13 protein-coding genes and 1 pseudogene are annotated in these 14,015 nt (G+C 69.9%); 11 read left to right on the top strand and 3 right to left on the bottom strand.

The genetic code is table 11. The features are described from left to right. Positions 1–147: 147 nt before the first annotated feature. From OHA03_RS00070 to OHA03_RS00060, 3 genes are read left to right on the top strand one after another with little or no spacing between them, the layout of a single operon-like run. On the top strand, positions 148–1,464 hold the full coding sequence (locus tag OHA03_RS00070; RefSeq protein WP_267007870.1) for a ferric reductase-like transmembrane domain-containing protein: 1,317 nt from the start codon (positions 148–150) through the stop codon (positions 1,462–1,464). 28 nt (positions 1,465–1,492) lie between these two features. After that, a complete protein-coding gene (locus tag OHA03_RS00065; protein WP_266999469.1) occupies positions 1,493–1,969 on the top strand; it encodes an FMN-binding protein in 477 nt (158 codons plus the stop codon). Continuing rightward, complete coding sequence (locus tag OHA03_RS00060) at positions 1,966–2,802, top strand: FAD:protein FMN transferase (protein ID WP_323181122.1); 837 nt, start codon at positions 1,966–1,968, stop codon at positions 2,800–2,802. Before OHA03_RS00065 ends, OHA03_RS00060 begins: the two co-directional genes overlap by 4 nt. Positions 2,803–2,942: 140 nt before the next feature. Here OHA03_RS00060 and OHA03_RS00055 read toward each other — a convergent pair. Beyond that, positions 2,943–3,356 (bottom strand): annotated as a pseudogene (locus OHA03_RS00055) (DMT family transporter); the annotation flags it as partial. Position 3,357: 1 nt separating this feature from the next. Here OHA03_RS00055 and OHA03_RS00050 point away from each other — a divergent pair. Beyond that, complete coding sequence (locus OHA03_RS00050) at positions 3,358–4,194, top strand: LysR family transcriptional regulator (RefSeq protein WP_266999467.1); 837 nt, start codon at positions 3,358–3,360, stop codon at positions 4,192–4,194. A 143-nt stretch (positions 4,195–4,337) separates the two neighbouring features. On the opposite strand, the gene OHA03_RS00045 is transcribed toward OHA03_RS00050, so the two are convergent. Beyond that, complete coding sequence (locus tag OHA03_RS00045; RefSeq protein WP_266999465.1) at positions 4,338–4,928, bottom strand: TetR/AcrR family transcriptional regulator; 591 nt, start codon at positions 4,926–4,928, stop codon at positions 4,338–4,340. 78 nt (positions 4,929–5,006) lie between these two features. Here OHA03_RS00045 and OHA03_RS00040 point away from each other — a divergent pair, with 78 nt between their 5' ends. Genes OHA03_RS00040 through OHA03_RS00030 form a run of 3 tightly spaced genes read left to right on the top strand, consistent with a single transcriptional unit; the run spans position 5,007 to position 8,407 of the window. Then, entirely contained in the window at positions 5,007–6,536 is a 1,530-nt protein-coding gene (locus tag OHA03_RS00040; protein ID WP_266999463.1) for a class I adenylate-forming enzyme family protein, read from the top strand. Next, positions 6,533–7,315 (top strand): crotonase/enoyl-CoA hydratase family protein, encoded by a 783-nt coding sequence (locus OHA03_RS00035; protein WP_266999461.1) that lies wholly within the window; start codon positions 6,533–6,535, stop codon positions 7,313–7,315. The genes OHA03_RS00040 and OHA03_RS00035 overlap by 4 nt, the downstream gene beginning before the upstream one ends. Before the next feature lie 48 nt (positions 7,316–7,363). Further along, positions 7,364–8,407 carry a S66 peptidase family protein gene (locus OHA03_RS00030; RefSeq protein WP_266999459.1) on the top strand — a complete coding sequence of 348 codons (1,044 nt, stop codon included), beginning with the start codon at positions 7,364–7,366 and terminating at the stop codon, positions 8,405–8,407. On the opposite strand, the gene OHA03_RS00025 is transcribed toward OHA03_RS00030, so the two are convergent. Next, positions 8,401–9,207, bottom strand: a complete 807-nt coding sequence (locus OHA03_RS00025) for a helix-turn-helix domain-containing protein (RefSeq protein WP_266999457.1) — start codon at positions 9,205–9,207, stop codon at positions 8,401–8,403. The genes OHA03_RS00030 and OHA03_RS00025 overlap by 7 nt on opposite strands. Positions 9,208–9,280: 73 nt before the next feature. Between OHA03_RS00025 and OHA03_RS00020 the strand changes: the two genes are divergently transcribed. The 4 genes from OHA03_RS00020 to OHA03_RS00005 form a co-directional block, all read left to right on the top strand. Continuing rightward, a complete protein-coding gene (locus OHA03_RS00020) occupies positions 9,281–10,453 on the top strand; it encodes an MFS transporter (RefSeq protein WP_266999455.1) in 1,173 nt (390 codons plus the stop codon). A gap of 659 nt (positions 10,454–11,112) precedes the next feature. Further along, positions 11,113–11,682, top strand: a complete 570-nt coding sequence (locus tag OHA03_RS00015) for a tetratricopeptide repeat protein (protein ID WP_266999453.1) — start codon at positions 11,113–11,115, stop codon at positions 11,680–11,682. Then, positions 11,679–12,953, top strand: coding sequence for a glycosyltransferase (locus tag OHA03_RS00010; protein ID WP_266999451.1), 1,275 nt, complete (start codon positions 11,679–11,681; stop codon positions 12,951–12,953). Before OHA03_RS00015 ends, OHA03_RS00010 begins: the two co-directional genes overlap by 4 nt. A 117-nt stretch (positions 12,954–13,070) precedes the next feature. Continuing rightward, positions 13,071–14,015, top strand: a 945-nt coding sequence (locus OHA03_RS00005) for an IS481 family transposase (RefSeq protein WP_266999449.1), incomplete at its 3' end; no start/stop codon positions are given.

Below are 14,015 nucleotides of genomic sequence, written 5' to 3'. Positions count from 1 at the left end.
TGTGCCGTGCCGCGGTATCCGGAACGTCCGGCCGCGACCAGCGGCGCAGAATGGAGACCAGTTGTCGTGACCACTGTTGTGGACGACCGCCCGGCTCCCCGTCGGCCGCGCGCCCGGCACCGTGACTCCGGGCCACCGACCGCCGCCCTGCCGCCCGCGGCGCTACCCGCGGCGATACTCGTGCTCATCTGGGGTGGTGCCGCCGCGGTGCTCGCCCTGTGGTGGGTGGGCACCGCGTCCGTCGCCGGTGCCGCGGCCTGGCTCACCGGCGCCGGGCGGATCACGGGACTGCTGGCCGGCTATGCCGCGCCGGTGCTGGTTCTGCTCATGGCCCGGCTGCCCTTCCTGGAACGGGGAGTCGGCGCGGACCGGCTGGCGCGTTGGCACGCGATGGGCGGGCGGTACATGGTCAGCCTGGTTCTGGCTCACGTCGTGCTCATCATCTGGGGTTACGCGCTCACGGACGGCAGCGGCGTGGCGGGGGAGACGGTGGAGATCGTCTTCCACTACCCGGAGATGCTCAAGGCCACGATCGCAACCGTGCTGCTGCTGGGCGTGGCCGGGGTTTCCGCGCGCGCCGCCCGCCGCCGGATGCGCTACGAGACCTGGTACTACCTTCACCTGGCCACCTATCTGGCGGTCGCCCTCGGCTTCGGCCATCAATTGGCCAACGGTGCCGATTTCGTCTCCCGGCCGCCGGCCCGCGCCGCCTGGTACGGCCTGTACCTGGGCACGGCGGCGCTGCTCGGCTGGTACCGGCTCGCCGTGCCGTTCCTCGCCGACCGGCGGCACCGGCTGCAGGTGGCCGAGATACGGCCCGAGGGGCCCGGGACGGTCTCGGTCTACCTCACCGGACGGCACCTGGAGAGGATCAAGGCGGAGCCGGGTCAGTTCTTCCGGCTGCAGTTCCTGGCCCCCGGCCTGCGTTGGGCCGCCAACCCGTATTCACTGTCCGCCCCCGTGCACCCGCAGTACCTGCGTTTCACCGTCAAGGACCTGGGCGGGCACAGCGCGGCGGTGGCGCGGCTGCGGCCGGGCACCCGGGTGCGTGCGGAGGGACCGTACGGGGCCTTCACCGCGGCACGCCGACGGTCACGCAAGGTGCTTCTGCTGGCGGCAGGCGTCGGCATCACCCCGCTGCGCGCGCTGTTCGAGACGCTGCCGGCTGCCCCAGGGGACCTGACGCTGGTCCACCGGGGCAGCCGGCCGGAGGATCTGATCTTCCGTGCCGAACTCGAGGACATCGCAGCCGCCCGAGGCGCCCGGCTCCACTTCCTGGTCGGCCCGCGCCGGGAGGTGGGTGAGCCCCTCAACGCCCACACCCTGAACCATCTGGTGCCGGATCTCGCCCGGCACGACGTCTTCCTGTGCGGCCCTGAGGCGATGACCGTCACCGCGGTGAGCGCGCTGCGAGCAGCCGGTGTGCCCCGCCGCCGCATCCACCATGAGTCGTTCACCTTCTGATCCCTCCCGCACGTTCCAGGAGCTCGCTGTGCGCCGAATCGTCATCACCAGTGCCGCCACCGTCTCCGGTGTGGTGCTGCTGCTCTCGCTCAAACCACACTCCGGCGCCACCGCCTCCGGCGCACCGTTCTCCACCGGCACATCCCCGGGCGGCAGCACCACGGAGGCCGGCGGCGGGAGTTCGGCCGCCACGCCCGGCGCCGGCAGCGACTCCGGCTCCTCCGCAGCCACCCGGTCCGTCACCGGCGAGGCGGAGCAGACCCGCTTCGGCCCCGTCCAGGTAAGGATCACCGTCGAGGGAAGCAAGATCACCAACGTCACGGTGCTCCGGTACCCCAGCGACAACCGGAAGGACCAGGAGATCAACAGCTACGCCCTGCCGACCCTCAACCAGGAGGCGATCAGCGCACAGAGCGCCGAGATCGACGCCGTCTCCGGTGCCACTTTCACGAGCGACGGCTACATCAACTCGTTGCAGAGCGCGATCGACAAGGCGGGGCTGTGACCGGTGCACCGCTGCGGCACGTGGAACACGTCATGGGCACCGTCTTCTCCTTCGACATCCGCGACGCCGGTTCGGGAGCGCGCAGGGACGCCGTCCAGGACGCGCTGCGATGCGCCGTGGAACGCCTGCACCGCATCGACGAGTTGTTCTCCACCTACCGCGCCGACAGCCAGATCGCCCGGTTCGACCGCGGCGAGCTGACCCTCGACGCGTGCGAACCCGAGGTGGCCGAGGTGCTGCAGGCCTGCGCGGCGGCCGGCAGGGAAACCGGCGGCTGGTTCAGCCCCCGGCCCGCAGACCGCCTCGACCCCTCCGGATACGTCAAGGGCTGGTCCGTCGAACAAGCCTCGCACCTACTGCGCGAGGCGGGGTCGGTGCGCCACAGCATCACCGGCGGTGGGGACGTCCAGACAGTGGGCGGGCCCGCGCCGGGGCGGCCCTGGCGGATCGGCGTCGCCCACCCGCAGCGACCCGGCCTGCTCGCGACGGTGGTCGCCGGCCAGGACCTGGCCGTGGCCACATCCGGCACCGCGGAACGGGGCGCCCACATCCTCGACCCGCACACCGGCCGGCCGGCGACCGAGCTCGCCTCGCTGACCGTACTCGGCACCGGCCTCACCCGCACCGACGTCTGGGCCACGGCAGGCTTCGCCATGGGGCCGGACTGCCTGGACACCATGGAGACGGTCGACGGACTGGAGGCGTTCGCGATGCTGCCCGACGGCAGCCGCCGGTGGACCTCCGGATTCCCTGCCTACGCCACCGCGCCCCTCACCACCACCGACCCTGCCGACTGGCGCAGCGCCGTCCCCTTGCCGCCCGGCATCCGGTGACCGAGGCGTCGGGTCGTCACGCGACTTGCTTCCGAGAACTCCAGGCGTCGTCCGATGCCCGCGGGGCGATGCGCAGGGCGAGACGGCCAGGCACCGTGCGTGCGGCTGCATTCCGGAACCGGGACGTGCGGGGCGTTCCGTCAGGTGCGACGCGTGAGGTTGCTGATCGCGTTGGCCGAGACGACGGTTGCCATGCCGGTCCACTCGGTCCAGCCCAGGTTCTGCCCCAGAACGATCCATCCGACCACGGCCGCGAGGGCGGGGTTGACACTCATGAAGAGACCGAAGGTCTGCGCAGGCACGTGGCGCAGCGTGAACAGGTCAGCGAGATACGGCACGGCCGAGGACAGAATGCCGGCGGCGACAGCGCAGGCGGCGGCCCCAGCGGTCGGCGGGTGCTGTACGACGACGAGTCCGACCGGCAGGAACGCCAGGGCGGAGAGGCCGGCCGCGGCCGCCGATCCCTCTGCTCCGGCGATGCGGCGGCCGACGGTGCGGTTGAGCAGGATGTAGGACGCCCAGCAGACGGCGGCCAGCAGCCCCAGACCCATCCCGTTGCGCTGTCTCGTCGCGATCGTCGACGAGGGCAGCTTCACCGATGCCGCCCTCGCGCTCGGTGTCTCCCAGGCGGCCGTGTCCCGCACGCTGGCCTCGCTCGAACGCGCCCTTGGGGTGCGGCTGTTGCGGCGGACCTCCCGTGAGGTGACTCCGACCGCGACCGGGCTGCGGGTGGTGGCGCATGCCCGACGGGTGCTCGGTGAGGTGGCGGATCTCGTCCGGGAGGCCACGTCGGGCCACACCCGCGTGCGGATCGGATACGCCTGGTCGGCCCTTGGCCGCCACACGCTCGCCTTTCAGCGGCGCTGGGGCGGCACGCACCCCGAGACGGACCTGCAGCTCGTCCGCGTCAACTCCGGTACCGCCGGGCTGGCGGAGGGCGCCTGCGACCTCGCCGTGGTGCGCAGGCCGCTGGACGACCGCCGCTTCGACTCCGCCATCGTGGGGCTGGAGCGGCGTCTGTGCGCCATGGCCGACGACGACCCCTTGGCCAGGCGCCGCTCGGTCAGGCTCTCCGACATCAGCGGGCGTACGCTGCTCATCGACCGGCGGACCGGCACCACCACCACCACGGAGCTGTGGCCACCGGACTCCCGCCCGTCGACCGAGGACACGCACGATGTCGACGACTGGCTCACCGTCATCTCCACGGGCCGCCGCGTGGGGATGACGGCGGAATCCACCGCCAACCAGTACCCGCGGACCGGCATCGTCTACCGGCCGGTGCGCGACGCCGAGCCGATCGCGGTGCGGCTCGCCTGGTGGCGGGACGACCCGCATCCCGCCACTCAGACCGTGATCGAACTGCTCACGGCGCTCTATCGCACGGGGTGAGTCCTCGCCGCGGAGCCCGGAGCGGAGGCGAGAACCGGCCTCGGGCACAGCGCCCGCCTCGGTGAAGAGACCTCCGGGCGCATCACCGCCGCCCACGGTCGTAGCTCCGCATGTCCGTACGCCCGGCCCCGGGACGAAAGACCCTAATCCCGGGCTGCCAGAAACCGGTCCGCCCACAGCCGCAGCAGCTCGTCGTCGAATGTCGGGTCCTCGCGCAGCACGCCGGTGAGCGCCAGGCCGCGGTGCAGGACCAGCAGTGATTCGCAGAGCAGAGCGAAGTCCTCGCGCGCCGCCGTCTCCGGGCCGAAGATATCGGCCATCACCGCACGCTGGGCCGCGCCCACTTCCCGCTCAGCCGGAAGCAGTGCCGCTCTGAGCTCGGCGTCGGTGCGGGCCGCCAGCCACAGTTCCAGACCCGCGAGGAAGTACGGGCCCGACATCGCCGTGCGCAGCAGGGCGAGTCCCTTCTCGCGGCTCTGTGCGCCGCTGTGCGTCTCGCTGCGGATGTGTGCGAGTCGCAGCTCGGCGACATGGTGGGTGGCGGCCGCCAGCAGATCGGCCTTCGAGGCGAAGTGGTGCAGCAGCGCGCCTCGGGAGACGCCCGCCCGCTCCTGCACCCGCTGGGTCGTGGTGCCCGCGAAGCCGTGCTCGACCAGACAGTCGATCGTGGCATCGAGGAGGCGTTGCCGGGTCTCCTCCCGGCGTTGCTGCTGGGTGCGGCGTGGAGCGGGCATGGCAGCGAGCGTACGACAGGACAGGGAGCCAACAAACAGTCTGGACGGACTGTATGTGGCAGGTCTATCGTCCGGCGCATGCTCGCCGTAGACCTGGTTCGCCGCGGTGCCGCGCGTTTCGCAGGACGTACCGCCGTGCATTTCGAAAACCGTTCCCTCACCTACGCGGAGGTCGACGAGGCCGCCAACCGCCTGGCCCACGTCCTCGCAGGACTGGGCGTCGGCCCTGGCGACCGGGTCGGGCTGCTCCTCGGCAACGGGCTGTGGTCCATCTCCGCCGACTTCGCCTGCTTGAAGGCCCGGGCCGCCCGCGTCCCCCTCAACGGCCGCCTCTCCGCCGCCGAACACACGCGCATGCTCCAGGACACCGGTGTGACCCTGCTGGTGTACGGGCCGGAACTCGCCGAGCGTGCGCTCGAACTCGGCGCCGCCGTACCGGGGCTGGCGCTCGCCTGCCTCGGCAGCCCCGACGCGGCCGGCCACCTCGACCTGCTGTCGGCCATGCGCGAGGCGAGCCCCGCAGACCCGATGCTGCCTGCGGCGGCGGACGACGTGATCCTCATCCTCTACACATCCGGCACCACCGGAACCCTCAAGGCCGTGCAGCACACGCAGGCCGGCTACGCCGCGATCACCGCGAACATCCTGTCCAACCTCGTCTCACCCGGCCGGGACGATGTGATGCTGCACGCCGCATCGCTCATCCACGCCAGCGGCACCTTCGTACTGCCCTACTGGGTACGGGGTGGCGCCTCCGTCGTCCTCGGCGGCTTCGACCCGGACGAGTACCTGGCGGCCATCGGCCGCTACGGGGTGACCGCCGTCAACCTCGTCCCCACCATGCTCGGCATGCTCTTCGCCGACGGGAGCGCCGAGCGCGCCGACCTCGCCCGACTGCACACCGTCGTCTACGGGGCCAGCCCGATGCCGCGCCCCCTCATCGAGCACGCACTGGACGCCTGGGGGCCCAAATTCGTCCAGTACTTCGGACAGACCGAGGCGCCGCTGTGTCTGACCGTGCTCGACAAGGACGACCATGCCGAGGGCGGTGACCTGCTCGGCGCCGCCGGACACCCGGCGGTCGACGCGCGGCTCGTCCTGACCGACGAGGACGGCGCCCCGGTCGCACCGGGCGGGATCGGCGAGGTCCGGGTCAAGGCACCGTTCGCTATGGCCGGGTACTACAACGCGCCAGAGCTGACCGCCGCGAGCCTCACCGACGACGGCTGGATCCGCACCAGGGATCTCGCACGCTTCGACGACCGCGGCTACCTTCACCTCGTCGACCGCAGCAGCGACATGATCATCACGGGCGGCTACAACGTCTACCCGCGCGAGGTCGAGGACGCCCTCGCGAGCCACCCCGCGGTCGGGCAATGCGCCGTTGTCGGTGCCCCCGACGCCACCTGGGTCGAGGCCGTCACCGCCTTCGTCACGCTGCGGCCCGGGGCCATGGTGTCCGAAGCGGCCCTGCGCGATCATGTGCGCGCGCGGCTGGCCGGCTACAAGGTGCCCAAGACCGTGCACTTCGTCGAGACCATCCCGTACTCACCGGTCGGAAAGATCCTCCGCCGGGCCCTGCGCGACCCCCTGTGGGAGGGAAAGTGACGACCGAACACCCCGCCGTACGGATCGAGCGCGACGGCCCCGTCCTCACGGTGATTCTCAGCCGCCCCGAGGTCCGCAATGCCGTCGACGGGCCGACCGCCGATCAACTGGCCGACGCCTTTCGCGAGTTCGAGTCCGACCCGGACGCATCTGTCGCCGTGCTGTGGGGCGAGGGCGGCACCTTCTGCGCCGGAGCCGACCTCAAGGGCATCGGCACGGAACGCGGCAACAAGGTCCACGCCCGGGGCGACGGGCCCATGGGGCCCACCCGGATGCGGCTGAGCAAACCGGTCATCGCCGCGGTCTCCGGACACGCGGTGGCCGGCGGCCTGGAACTCGCCGTCTGGTGCGATCTGCGGGTCGCCGAGGAGGACGCGGTCTTCGGTGTCTTCTGCCGCCGCTGGGGCGTGCCCCTGGTGGACGGCGGCACGGTGCGGCTGCCCCGCCTGATCGGTGAGAGCCGCGCGATGGACCTGATCCTCACCGGCCGCCCGGTCCCGGCAACGGAGGCCTACGACATCGGGCTCGCCAACCGGCTCGTGCCGACCGGTGAAGCACGTCGCGCGGCGGAGCAACTCGCCCGGGAGATCGCCGCGTTTCCCCAGCTCTGTCTGCGTCACGACAGGCTCTCCGTCCGCGAACAGCACGGCCTCTCCGAGCCGGACGCCCTGGCGGCCGAGTACCGGCACGGCCTGGTTCCGCTGACCGCGGGGGAGACCCAGGCCGGTGCCGACCGGTTCGGCGACGGTGCGGGCCGCCACGGGTCGTTCGACGAGTGAGCCGAAACCCGGCTGACACCGGAAACGGGCCCGTCCTACGCTCGCCGGATGACGACACCCAGCTACCCGGACAAGCCCCGCCCCGGCGACCGCATCGCCGTCGTCTCCCCGTCCTCCGGACTCCCCGGAATTCTGCCCCTGCCCTACGAGTTGGGGCTGCGCAGACTCCGCGACGAGTTCGGGCTCGAAGTGGTGGAGTATCCGACGACGCGGACCATGGGGTCGACCCCGGCCGCGCGGGCCACCGATATCCACGCGGCATTCGCCGACCCCGAGATCAAGGCGGTGATCGCCAGCATCGGCGGTGACGACCAGATCACCGTCCTTCCACACCTGGACCGCGATCTCCTGCGCGCCAATCCCAAGCCGTTCTTCGGATACAGCGACAACACCAACCTGCTGGCCCTCCTCCGGAACCTGGGCATCGTGGGCTACCACGGCGGGTCGGTGATGGTCGAACTCGGACGCCCCGGTGCGATGCATCCGCTGACCGCCGACTCCTTGCGAGCGGCCCTCTTCACCCATGGCACCTACGAATTGACTCCCGCCAAGGAGACCGACCACGTCAACCGCCGCTGGGAGGACCCCCGGACCTTCGACTCCGAGCCCGAGATGCGACCCGCCGACGGCTGGATCTGGCACAACGCCGACCGGGTCGTCGAAGGACCCGGCTGGGGAGGCAACCTGGAGATCCTGGCGTGGCTGCTCATGGCCGACCGCGAGATCCGGCCGGTCGGCGACTACGCAGGCAGCGTGCTCTTCCTGGAGACGTCCGAGGAGATGCCCTCTGCCGACGAGGTCTACCGGATTCTGCGGAGCATGGGGGAGCGTGGGCTCCTGCAGCAGTTCCCTGTGCTGATCATGGGGCGGGCGAAGTGCTGGTCGTTCGCGCAGCCGCTCGGCGCCGACGAGGGAGACCGGTTCCGTGCGGAGCAACGGCAGGCGGTTCTGCGCGCGTTGAGCGAGTACGCCCCCGACACGATGGCGGTCCTCGATGTCGACCTCGGCCACACGGACCCGCAGGTGGTGATCCCGTACGGCGGGAACATCCGGGTCGACGGGCCCGCCCGCCGAATCGTCGTGACCTACTGAGACCCCGCCTGCCGGTGGGCTTCTTCTCCGTCAGCGAAGTATGCCGAAGGGGTCGTGCCCAGCGCGCGGCGGAACATCGCCGTGAACGCACTGGGTGTCGCGTAGCCGAGACCGGTGGCGACAGCGGTGACCGGGGTGTTCCTGGCAAGCAGTGTCACCGCATGGACGAGCCTGGCCTGCTGCACCCAGCGGGCCAGGCTCAGACCGGTCGCCGCGGTGAACCTCCGCTGCAGACTCCGCGGGCTCATGTGCGTGTATGCCGCGGCCAGTGACGTCGTCCACGGCCGGCCCGGCGCCTGCCGGATCGCCTCGCACAGTCCGAGCAGCTGGGGATCGGCGGAGGCGGGAAGATGCAGCGCGGGAACCGGGCGCGGTGCGAGCAGCAGGAGCAGCAGTTCCATGACCCTGCCGTCCCGGCCCGTGCGCTCGTACTCCACGGGCAGCCGTGTCGCCTCGTCGATGAGTTCACGCAGCAGCGGGGACACCGAGACGACCGTCGGGTCGGCGGGCAGCCTCCAGTCCGGCTGGGGCTCGATGTAGAGCGTGCGCATGGCGACCGCGCCCGCGCACGTCATCGCATGGGTGAGACCGGCCGGGAGCCAGACGCCCCGGGTGGCGGGAACCACCCAGGCGCCATGGTCGGTGACGACCGTGATGGCACCCGTCGTGCCGTAGATCAGCTGCGCCCGCCGGTGTTCGTGCGGCGGGATGTGATGCCCGTCCGGCAGATCGCGCGCCATCGCGGCGACCGGCCTCGGCACGTCCTGGTAGTCGTCGCGCTGCTCGCTCTTCCCGTACATTGGCGCACTCTCGACAGGTGTTGGCACTCCGGCGAAAGTATGCCAGTACGGGGTCGGCCTAGCGTCGGCGCATGTGATCCAGAAGCTGACAGTCCTGCTCGCCACCACCAGTGCCGTCACTGCGGCAAACGTCTATCTTAACCAGCCGCTGCTGGGGGCCGTTGCCGCGTCGTTCGGCGTCGCGCCCGACGCACTCGGGGCCGTACCCACCGCGACCCAGCTCGGCTACGCGGCAGGAATCCTGCTGCTCGTGCCCGCCGGCGACAGCCGGGACCGGCGGCGGCTGATCCTCGGCCTCGGTACGGCGTCCGGGCTCGCGCTCGCCGCCTGCGCAGTGTCGACCGGCGTGTGTGCGCTGATCGTGTCGAGCTTCGCCGTCGGGCTGCTCTCCCCGGTCCCGCAGCTCGTCACCCCGCTCGCCGTCGCGCTGGCAGGGAACGCGGACCGGGGGCGGATCGTCGGCACCGTACAGGGCGGCCTGCTGATCGGGGTGCTCGCCTCCCGCGCCTACGCGGGGGCGCTGGGCGAACTGGTCGGATGGCGGCCCGTCTACGGGTGCTCCGCTGCGCTGACCCTGCTGCTGATGCTCGTGCTTCGGCGGACGCTGCCGTACGTCCCGGCCGCGGGGGACATCGGCTACCGGGCGACCCTGTCCTCGCTGCCGCGGCTCTTCGCCGCCCACCCGTTGGTCCGCCGCATCACGCTTTCCGGTGCGCTGGTCGGGATCGCGTTCGGCGCGTTCTGGACCGCGCTGACCTTTCTGTTGGAGGGGCACTACCGCCTCGGACCGACCGTGATCGGGCTGTTCGGACTCGTCGCTGCGGCCAGCGCCCTTGCCTCTCCGTACGCCGGGCGGCTGGCCGACCGCCTCGGGTATCGGGGCGCCTTGACCGCGCTGATCGGCCTGGTCGCCGTGGGCTGGCTCGTACTCCTGCCCGGCGGCACCGGGCTCGGGTGGCTCATCGCCGGTGTGGTCGTCCTGGATGTGGGTGTCTGGGGCAGCCAAGCCGCCTGTCAGGCCGCTCTGTTCACTCTCGATCCCGCTCTGCACAACCGCCTCAACACGCTCTACTTCACGTTCCGCTTCCTCGGCATCGCGGTCGGCTCGCTCGTCGGAACAGTCGCCTGGGTGGGCGGCGGCTGGTCCACGGTGGCCGGCACGGGCGTCGCCGCCACGGCGGCCGGGCTGATCGTCGCTGTCCTGCCGGCGCGCCGCATGATCGGTTCGCCCACATGTCGTGTGTGACGCCGGAATTGGCATGCAGGGCATGGGTGGCGTGATACGTACGCCTGAACTGGGCGCGTGCGCCTGCGCGACGGGGTGGCTCACCACTTCGCGAGGGTGACAGCGGGGGCGAGCGGTTCGGCCGACACCTCGGTCAGATCAGTGTCGGCTGAGGTCGCCACGGGCCGCCGATACTGTCACACATTCCGAAGTGGAACGATGTTGACGTCTGAGCCGATGAACTCGCCGGGGCACTGGCTGACTTCACCGTGCGGAGAATGCTGCGCCGGGTGTGGCGGTGGGACTTTCTCATGCAGATCATCAGACTCTTGACCGCCATGACCACCCTCGTCAGCCGACGAATTGCCGGTGAGCCCGCTCAAGAATGCATTGTCACCCCGGGATTCGCATCGTCGACTTGAAGTGAATGGCGCCCCTGGATGCGTACGTTCGGGTGGTCTGTATGCCCTAAGTCCCTGACGAATCGTGACGCCATAACGGTCACCTCGTAACTTTGGTGACAATGACGGAGGTTCGGAATCCGGTCTCTTCGGCACGGCCCTCAGGGCGCCCGAGTCGGCCGATCGGCATCAGCCGGATCCATTCCATCCCACACCGACTCCATGAGATGTGACCAAGTGAAACGTAGGCGATTGTGGACAGGACTCGCCGCAACGGCCGTGGTTGCCACCGGGGCAGCAGTCTGGGCGATTCTGTCCCAGCCGGCCGCCACCTCGGAATCCGAGGCCAAATCGGCCGCCTCGGAGGCGCAGACGCTTCTGAGCGCCGGCCTTATGCAGTCGCAGTACCAGGATTTCTCCGGGGCGACCACCACCTTCAAGCGGGTGGTGGCCCTGGATCCGCACAACAAAATCGCCTGGTACAACCTGGGTGTCATCGCGCAGCGGGACGGCAAGAAGGCTGATGCCCGCGCGGCCTATGACAAGGCGTTGAAGATCGATCCATCGTTCGACTCGGCCCTTTTCAATGAGGCGCTATTGCTCAAGTCCAGCGAGCCCGACCGCGCCATCAGTCTCCTGAAGCGTGTCGTCGCCCACAACTCGAAGGCCTCCACGGCCTACCTGCACCTGGGGCAGGTCCTGGCGAAGAAAGGCCGCGACGACGAGGCCCAGGACGCATTCGGCCGCGCCGTTGCCGTCGATCCCAAACTGCTTTCTCTCGTGCCGGAACCCTTCCAGGATTCCGCAAGCCCATCACCGTCAACTAGCCAAGCAGGTACTACCGAATGACGTCGACTGCGACACCGAGGTTCTCCGTCTTCACCCCCAGCCACAGGCCGCGATTCCTCGACGAGTGCCTGACCACCTTGCAGGCACAGACCTGTTCGGACTGGGAGTGGATCGTCCTGCTCAACAACGGCGCCCGGTGGAGGCCGGAGCAGCCCGATGAGCGTGTCCGTGTGGAGATCGCGGACGATGTCCACGGCGTCGGGGCCGCCAAGCGAAGGGCCTGTGAACTGGCACGCGGGGAGATCCTCGTGGAACTCGACCACGACGATCTGCTGGCGAAGGGATGCCTGGCGGAGCTCGCCGAGGCGTTCGACGCCAATCCCGAGGCCGTTTTCGTGTACAGCAACACCGCACAGATCACCCAGGACGGGGGCCGGGACGAGAGCCGCTTCAACAAGGAGCACGGCTGGCAGTACGAGGATGTGAACGTCGACGGCCGTCGGCTGCTGCAGGCTCTGTCCATGGCTCCGACGCCGCACAACGTCTCGTACATCTGGTACGCGCCCAACCACGTACGGGCGTTCCGCAAGGATGTCTACGAGAAGGTCGGTGGATACGACGCCACCCGTACGGTCCTGGACGACCAGGACCTGATGTGCCGTCTCTTCCAGGCCGGCGACTTCCACCACATCCCTCGCTGCCTGTACCTGCAGCGGATCCACCCGGCGAACACGCAGCGTGATCCGGAGATCAACGCACACATCCAGCGTGAGACGGTCGCCCTGTACGACAAGTACGTCGAGGCCAACGCCCTGGCCTGGACCCAGCGCCGCGGACTGTTCGCGCTGGACCTCGGCGCAGCGCACCGGAAGCCGCCCGGCTACCTGGGCGTGGACCAGCATCCGGGAGAGGGGGTCGACATCGTCGCGACCCTGCCCGGGAAGCTGGACCTGCCCGACGGCTCCGTCGGCCTGCTGCGGGCGGTGGACTTCCTCGAGCATGTGCCCGCGAAGGTGCCGCTGATCAACGAGCTCTACCGGCTGCTGGCTCCCGGGGGGATGCTCCTCACCATGACCCCGAGCTCCGACGGCCGCGGCGCGTACCAGGATCCGACACACGTCGCCTTCTACAACGAGAACTCGTTCTGGTACTACACGGACAACCAGTACCGGACCTTCGTGCCCGAGATCGAGGCCCGGTTCCAGAATTCACGGCTGGTCACCTACTACCCGACCGACTGGCACTCCAGGAACAACATCTCCTACGTCGTGGCGAACCTCATCGCGGTGAAGGACGGCGCCGCACGATGCGGCGGACCACTGCTGGTCTAGGTGTTCTGACCACGGAGGTTGGTGACGGATCCCACGGCTTGGGGATCTTGAACGAGTGAGGGCCTTCCGGGTTCGGTGTGGATTGCGACATCTCCACCGAACGATCAGAAGGCCCTCATGCCCCACCGTAATGCACCCTTGACCGAGACCGGACGTCTGCGTCTGGCCCGCTGCGTCGTCGAGGACGGCTGGCCGCTGCGGCGGGCCGCCGAACGCTTCCAGGTCTCGCCCACGACGGCCCAGCGGTGGGCCGCCCGTTACCGCGAGCTCGGCGAGGCCGGTATGGCCGACCTCTCCTCACGGCCGCACCACAGCCCGCGTCGGACCCCGACCCGCACCGAGCGGCGGATCATCAAAGTCCGGCTTCTGCGCCGCTGGGGACCGGCCCGTATCGCCTACCTGCTACGGCTGAATCCCGCGACCGTGCACCGTGTTCTCACCCGGTACGGCCTCGCCCGCCTGGCCCACCTGGACCGCGCCACCGGCCGGGTGATCCGCCGCTACGAACACGTCGCTCCCGGCGACCTCGTGCACGTCGACATCAAGAAACTCGGCAACATCCCCGACGGCGGCGGCCACAAGGTCCTCGGCCGGGCCGAGGGCCGAAAGAACCGGGCGAACGCCGGCATGAGCTTCCTGCACAACGCCGTCGACGACCACTCCCGACTCGCCTACAGCGAGATCCTCACCGACGAGAAGAAGGAAACCGCCGTCGGATTCTGGCAGCGAGCCCAGACCTTCTTCACCGCTGCCGGCATCACCGTCCAGCGGGTTCTCACTGACAACGGGTCCTGCTACAGGTCACACCTTTGGCGCAACTCCCTTGCCGAACAAGGCATTTCACACAAGCGCACTCGGCCCTACAGGCCCCAGACCAACGGGAAGGTGGAGCGGTTCAACCGCACTCTCCTCGACGAATGGGCCTACGCAAAGCTCTACCGCACCGAGAGCGAACGACGCGAGGCCTACCCCGCCTGGCTGCACACCTACAATCACCACCGCGGACACACCGCGCTCAAGGGCCAACCACCCGCCAGCCGCGTCCCCAACCTCACGGGTCAG

The sequence above is a fragment of the Streptomyces sp. NBC_00154 genome (assembly GCF_026342835.1).
In the GTDB taxonomy this organism is placed as follows: Bacteria; Actinomycetota; Actinomycetes; order Streptomycetales; family Streptomycetaceae; genus Streptomyces.
This window is presented reverse-complemented; position numbering and strand designations above follow the sequence as displayed.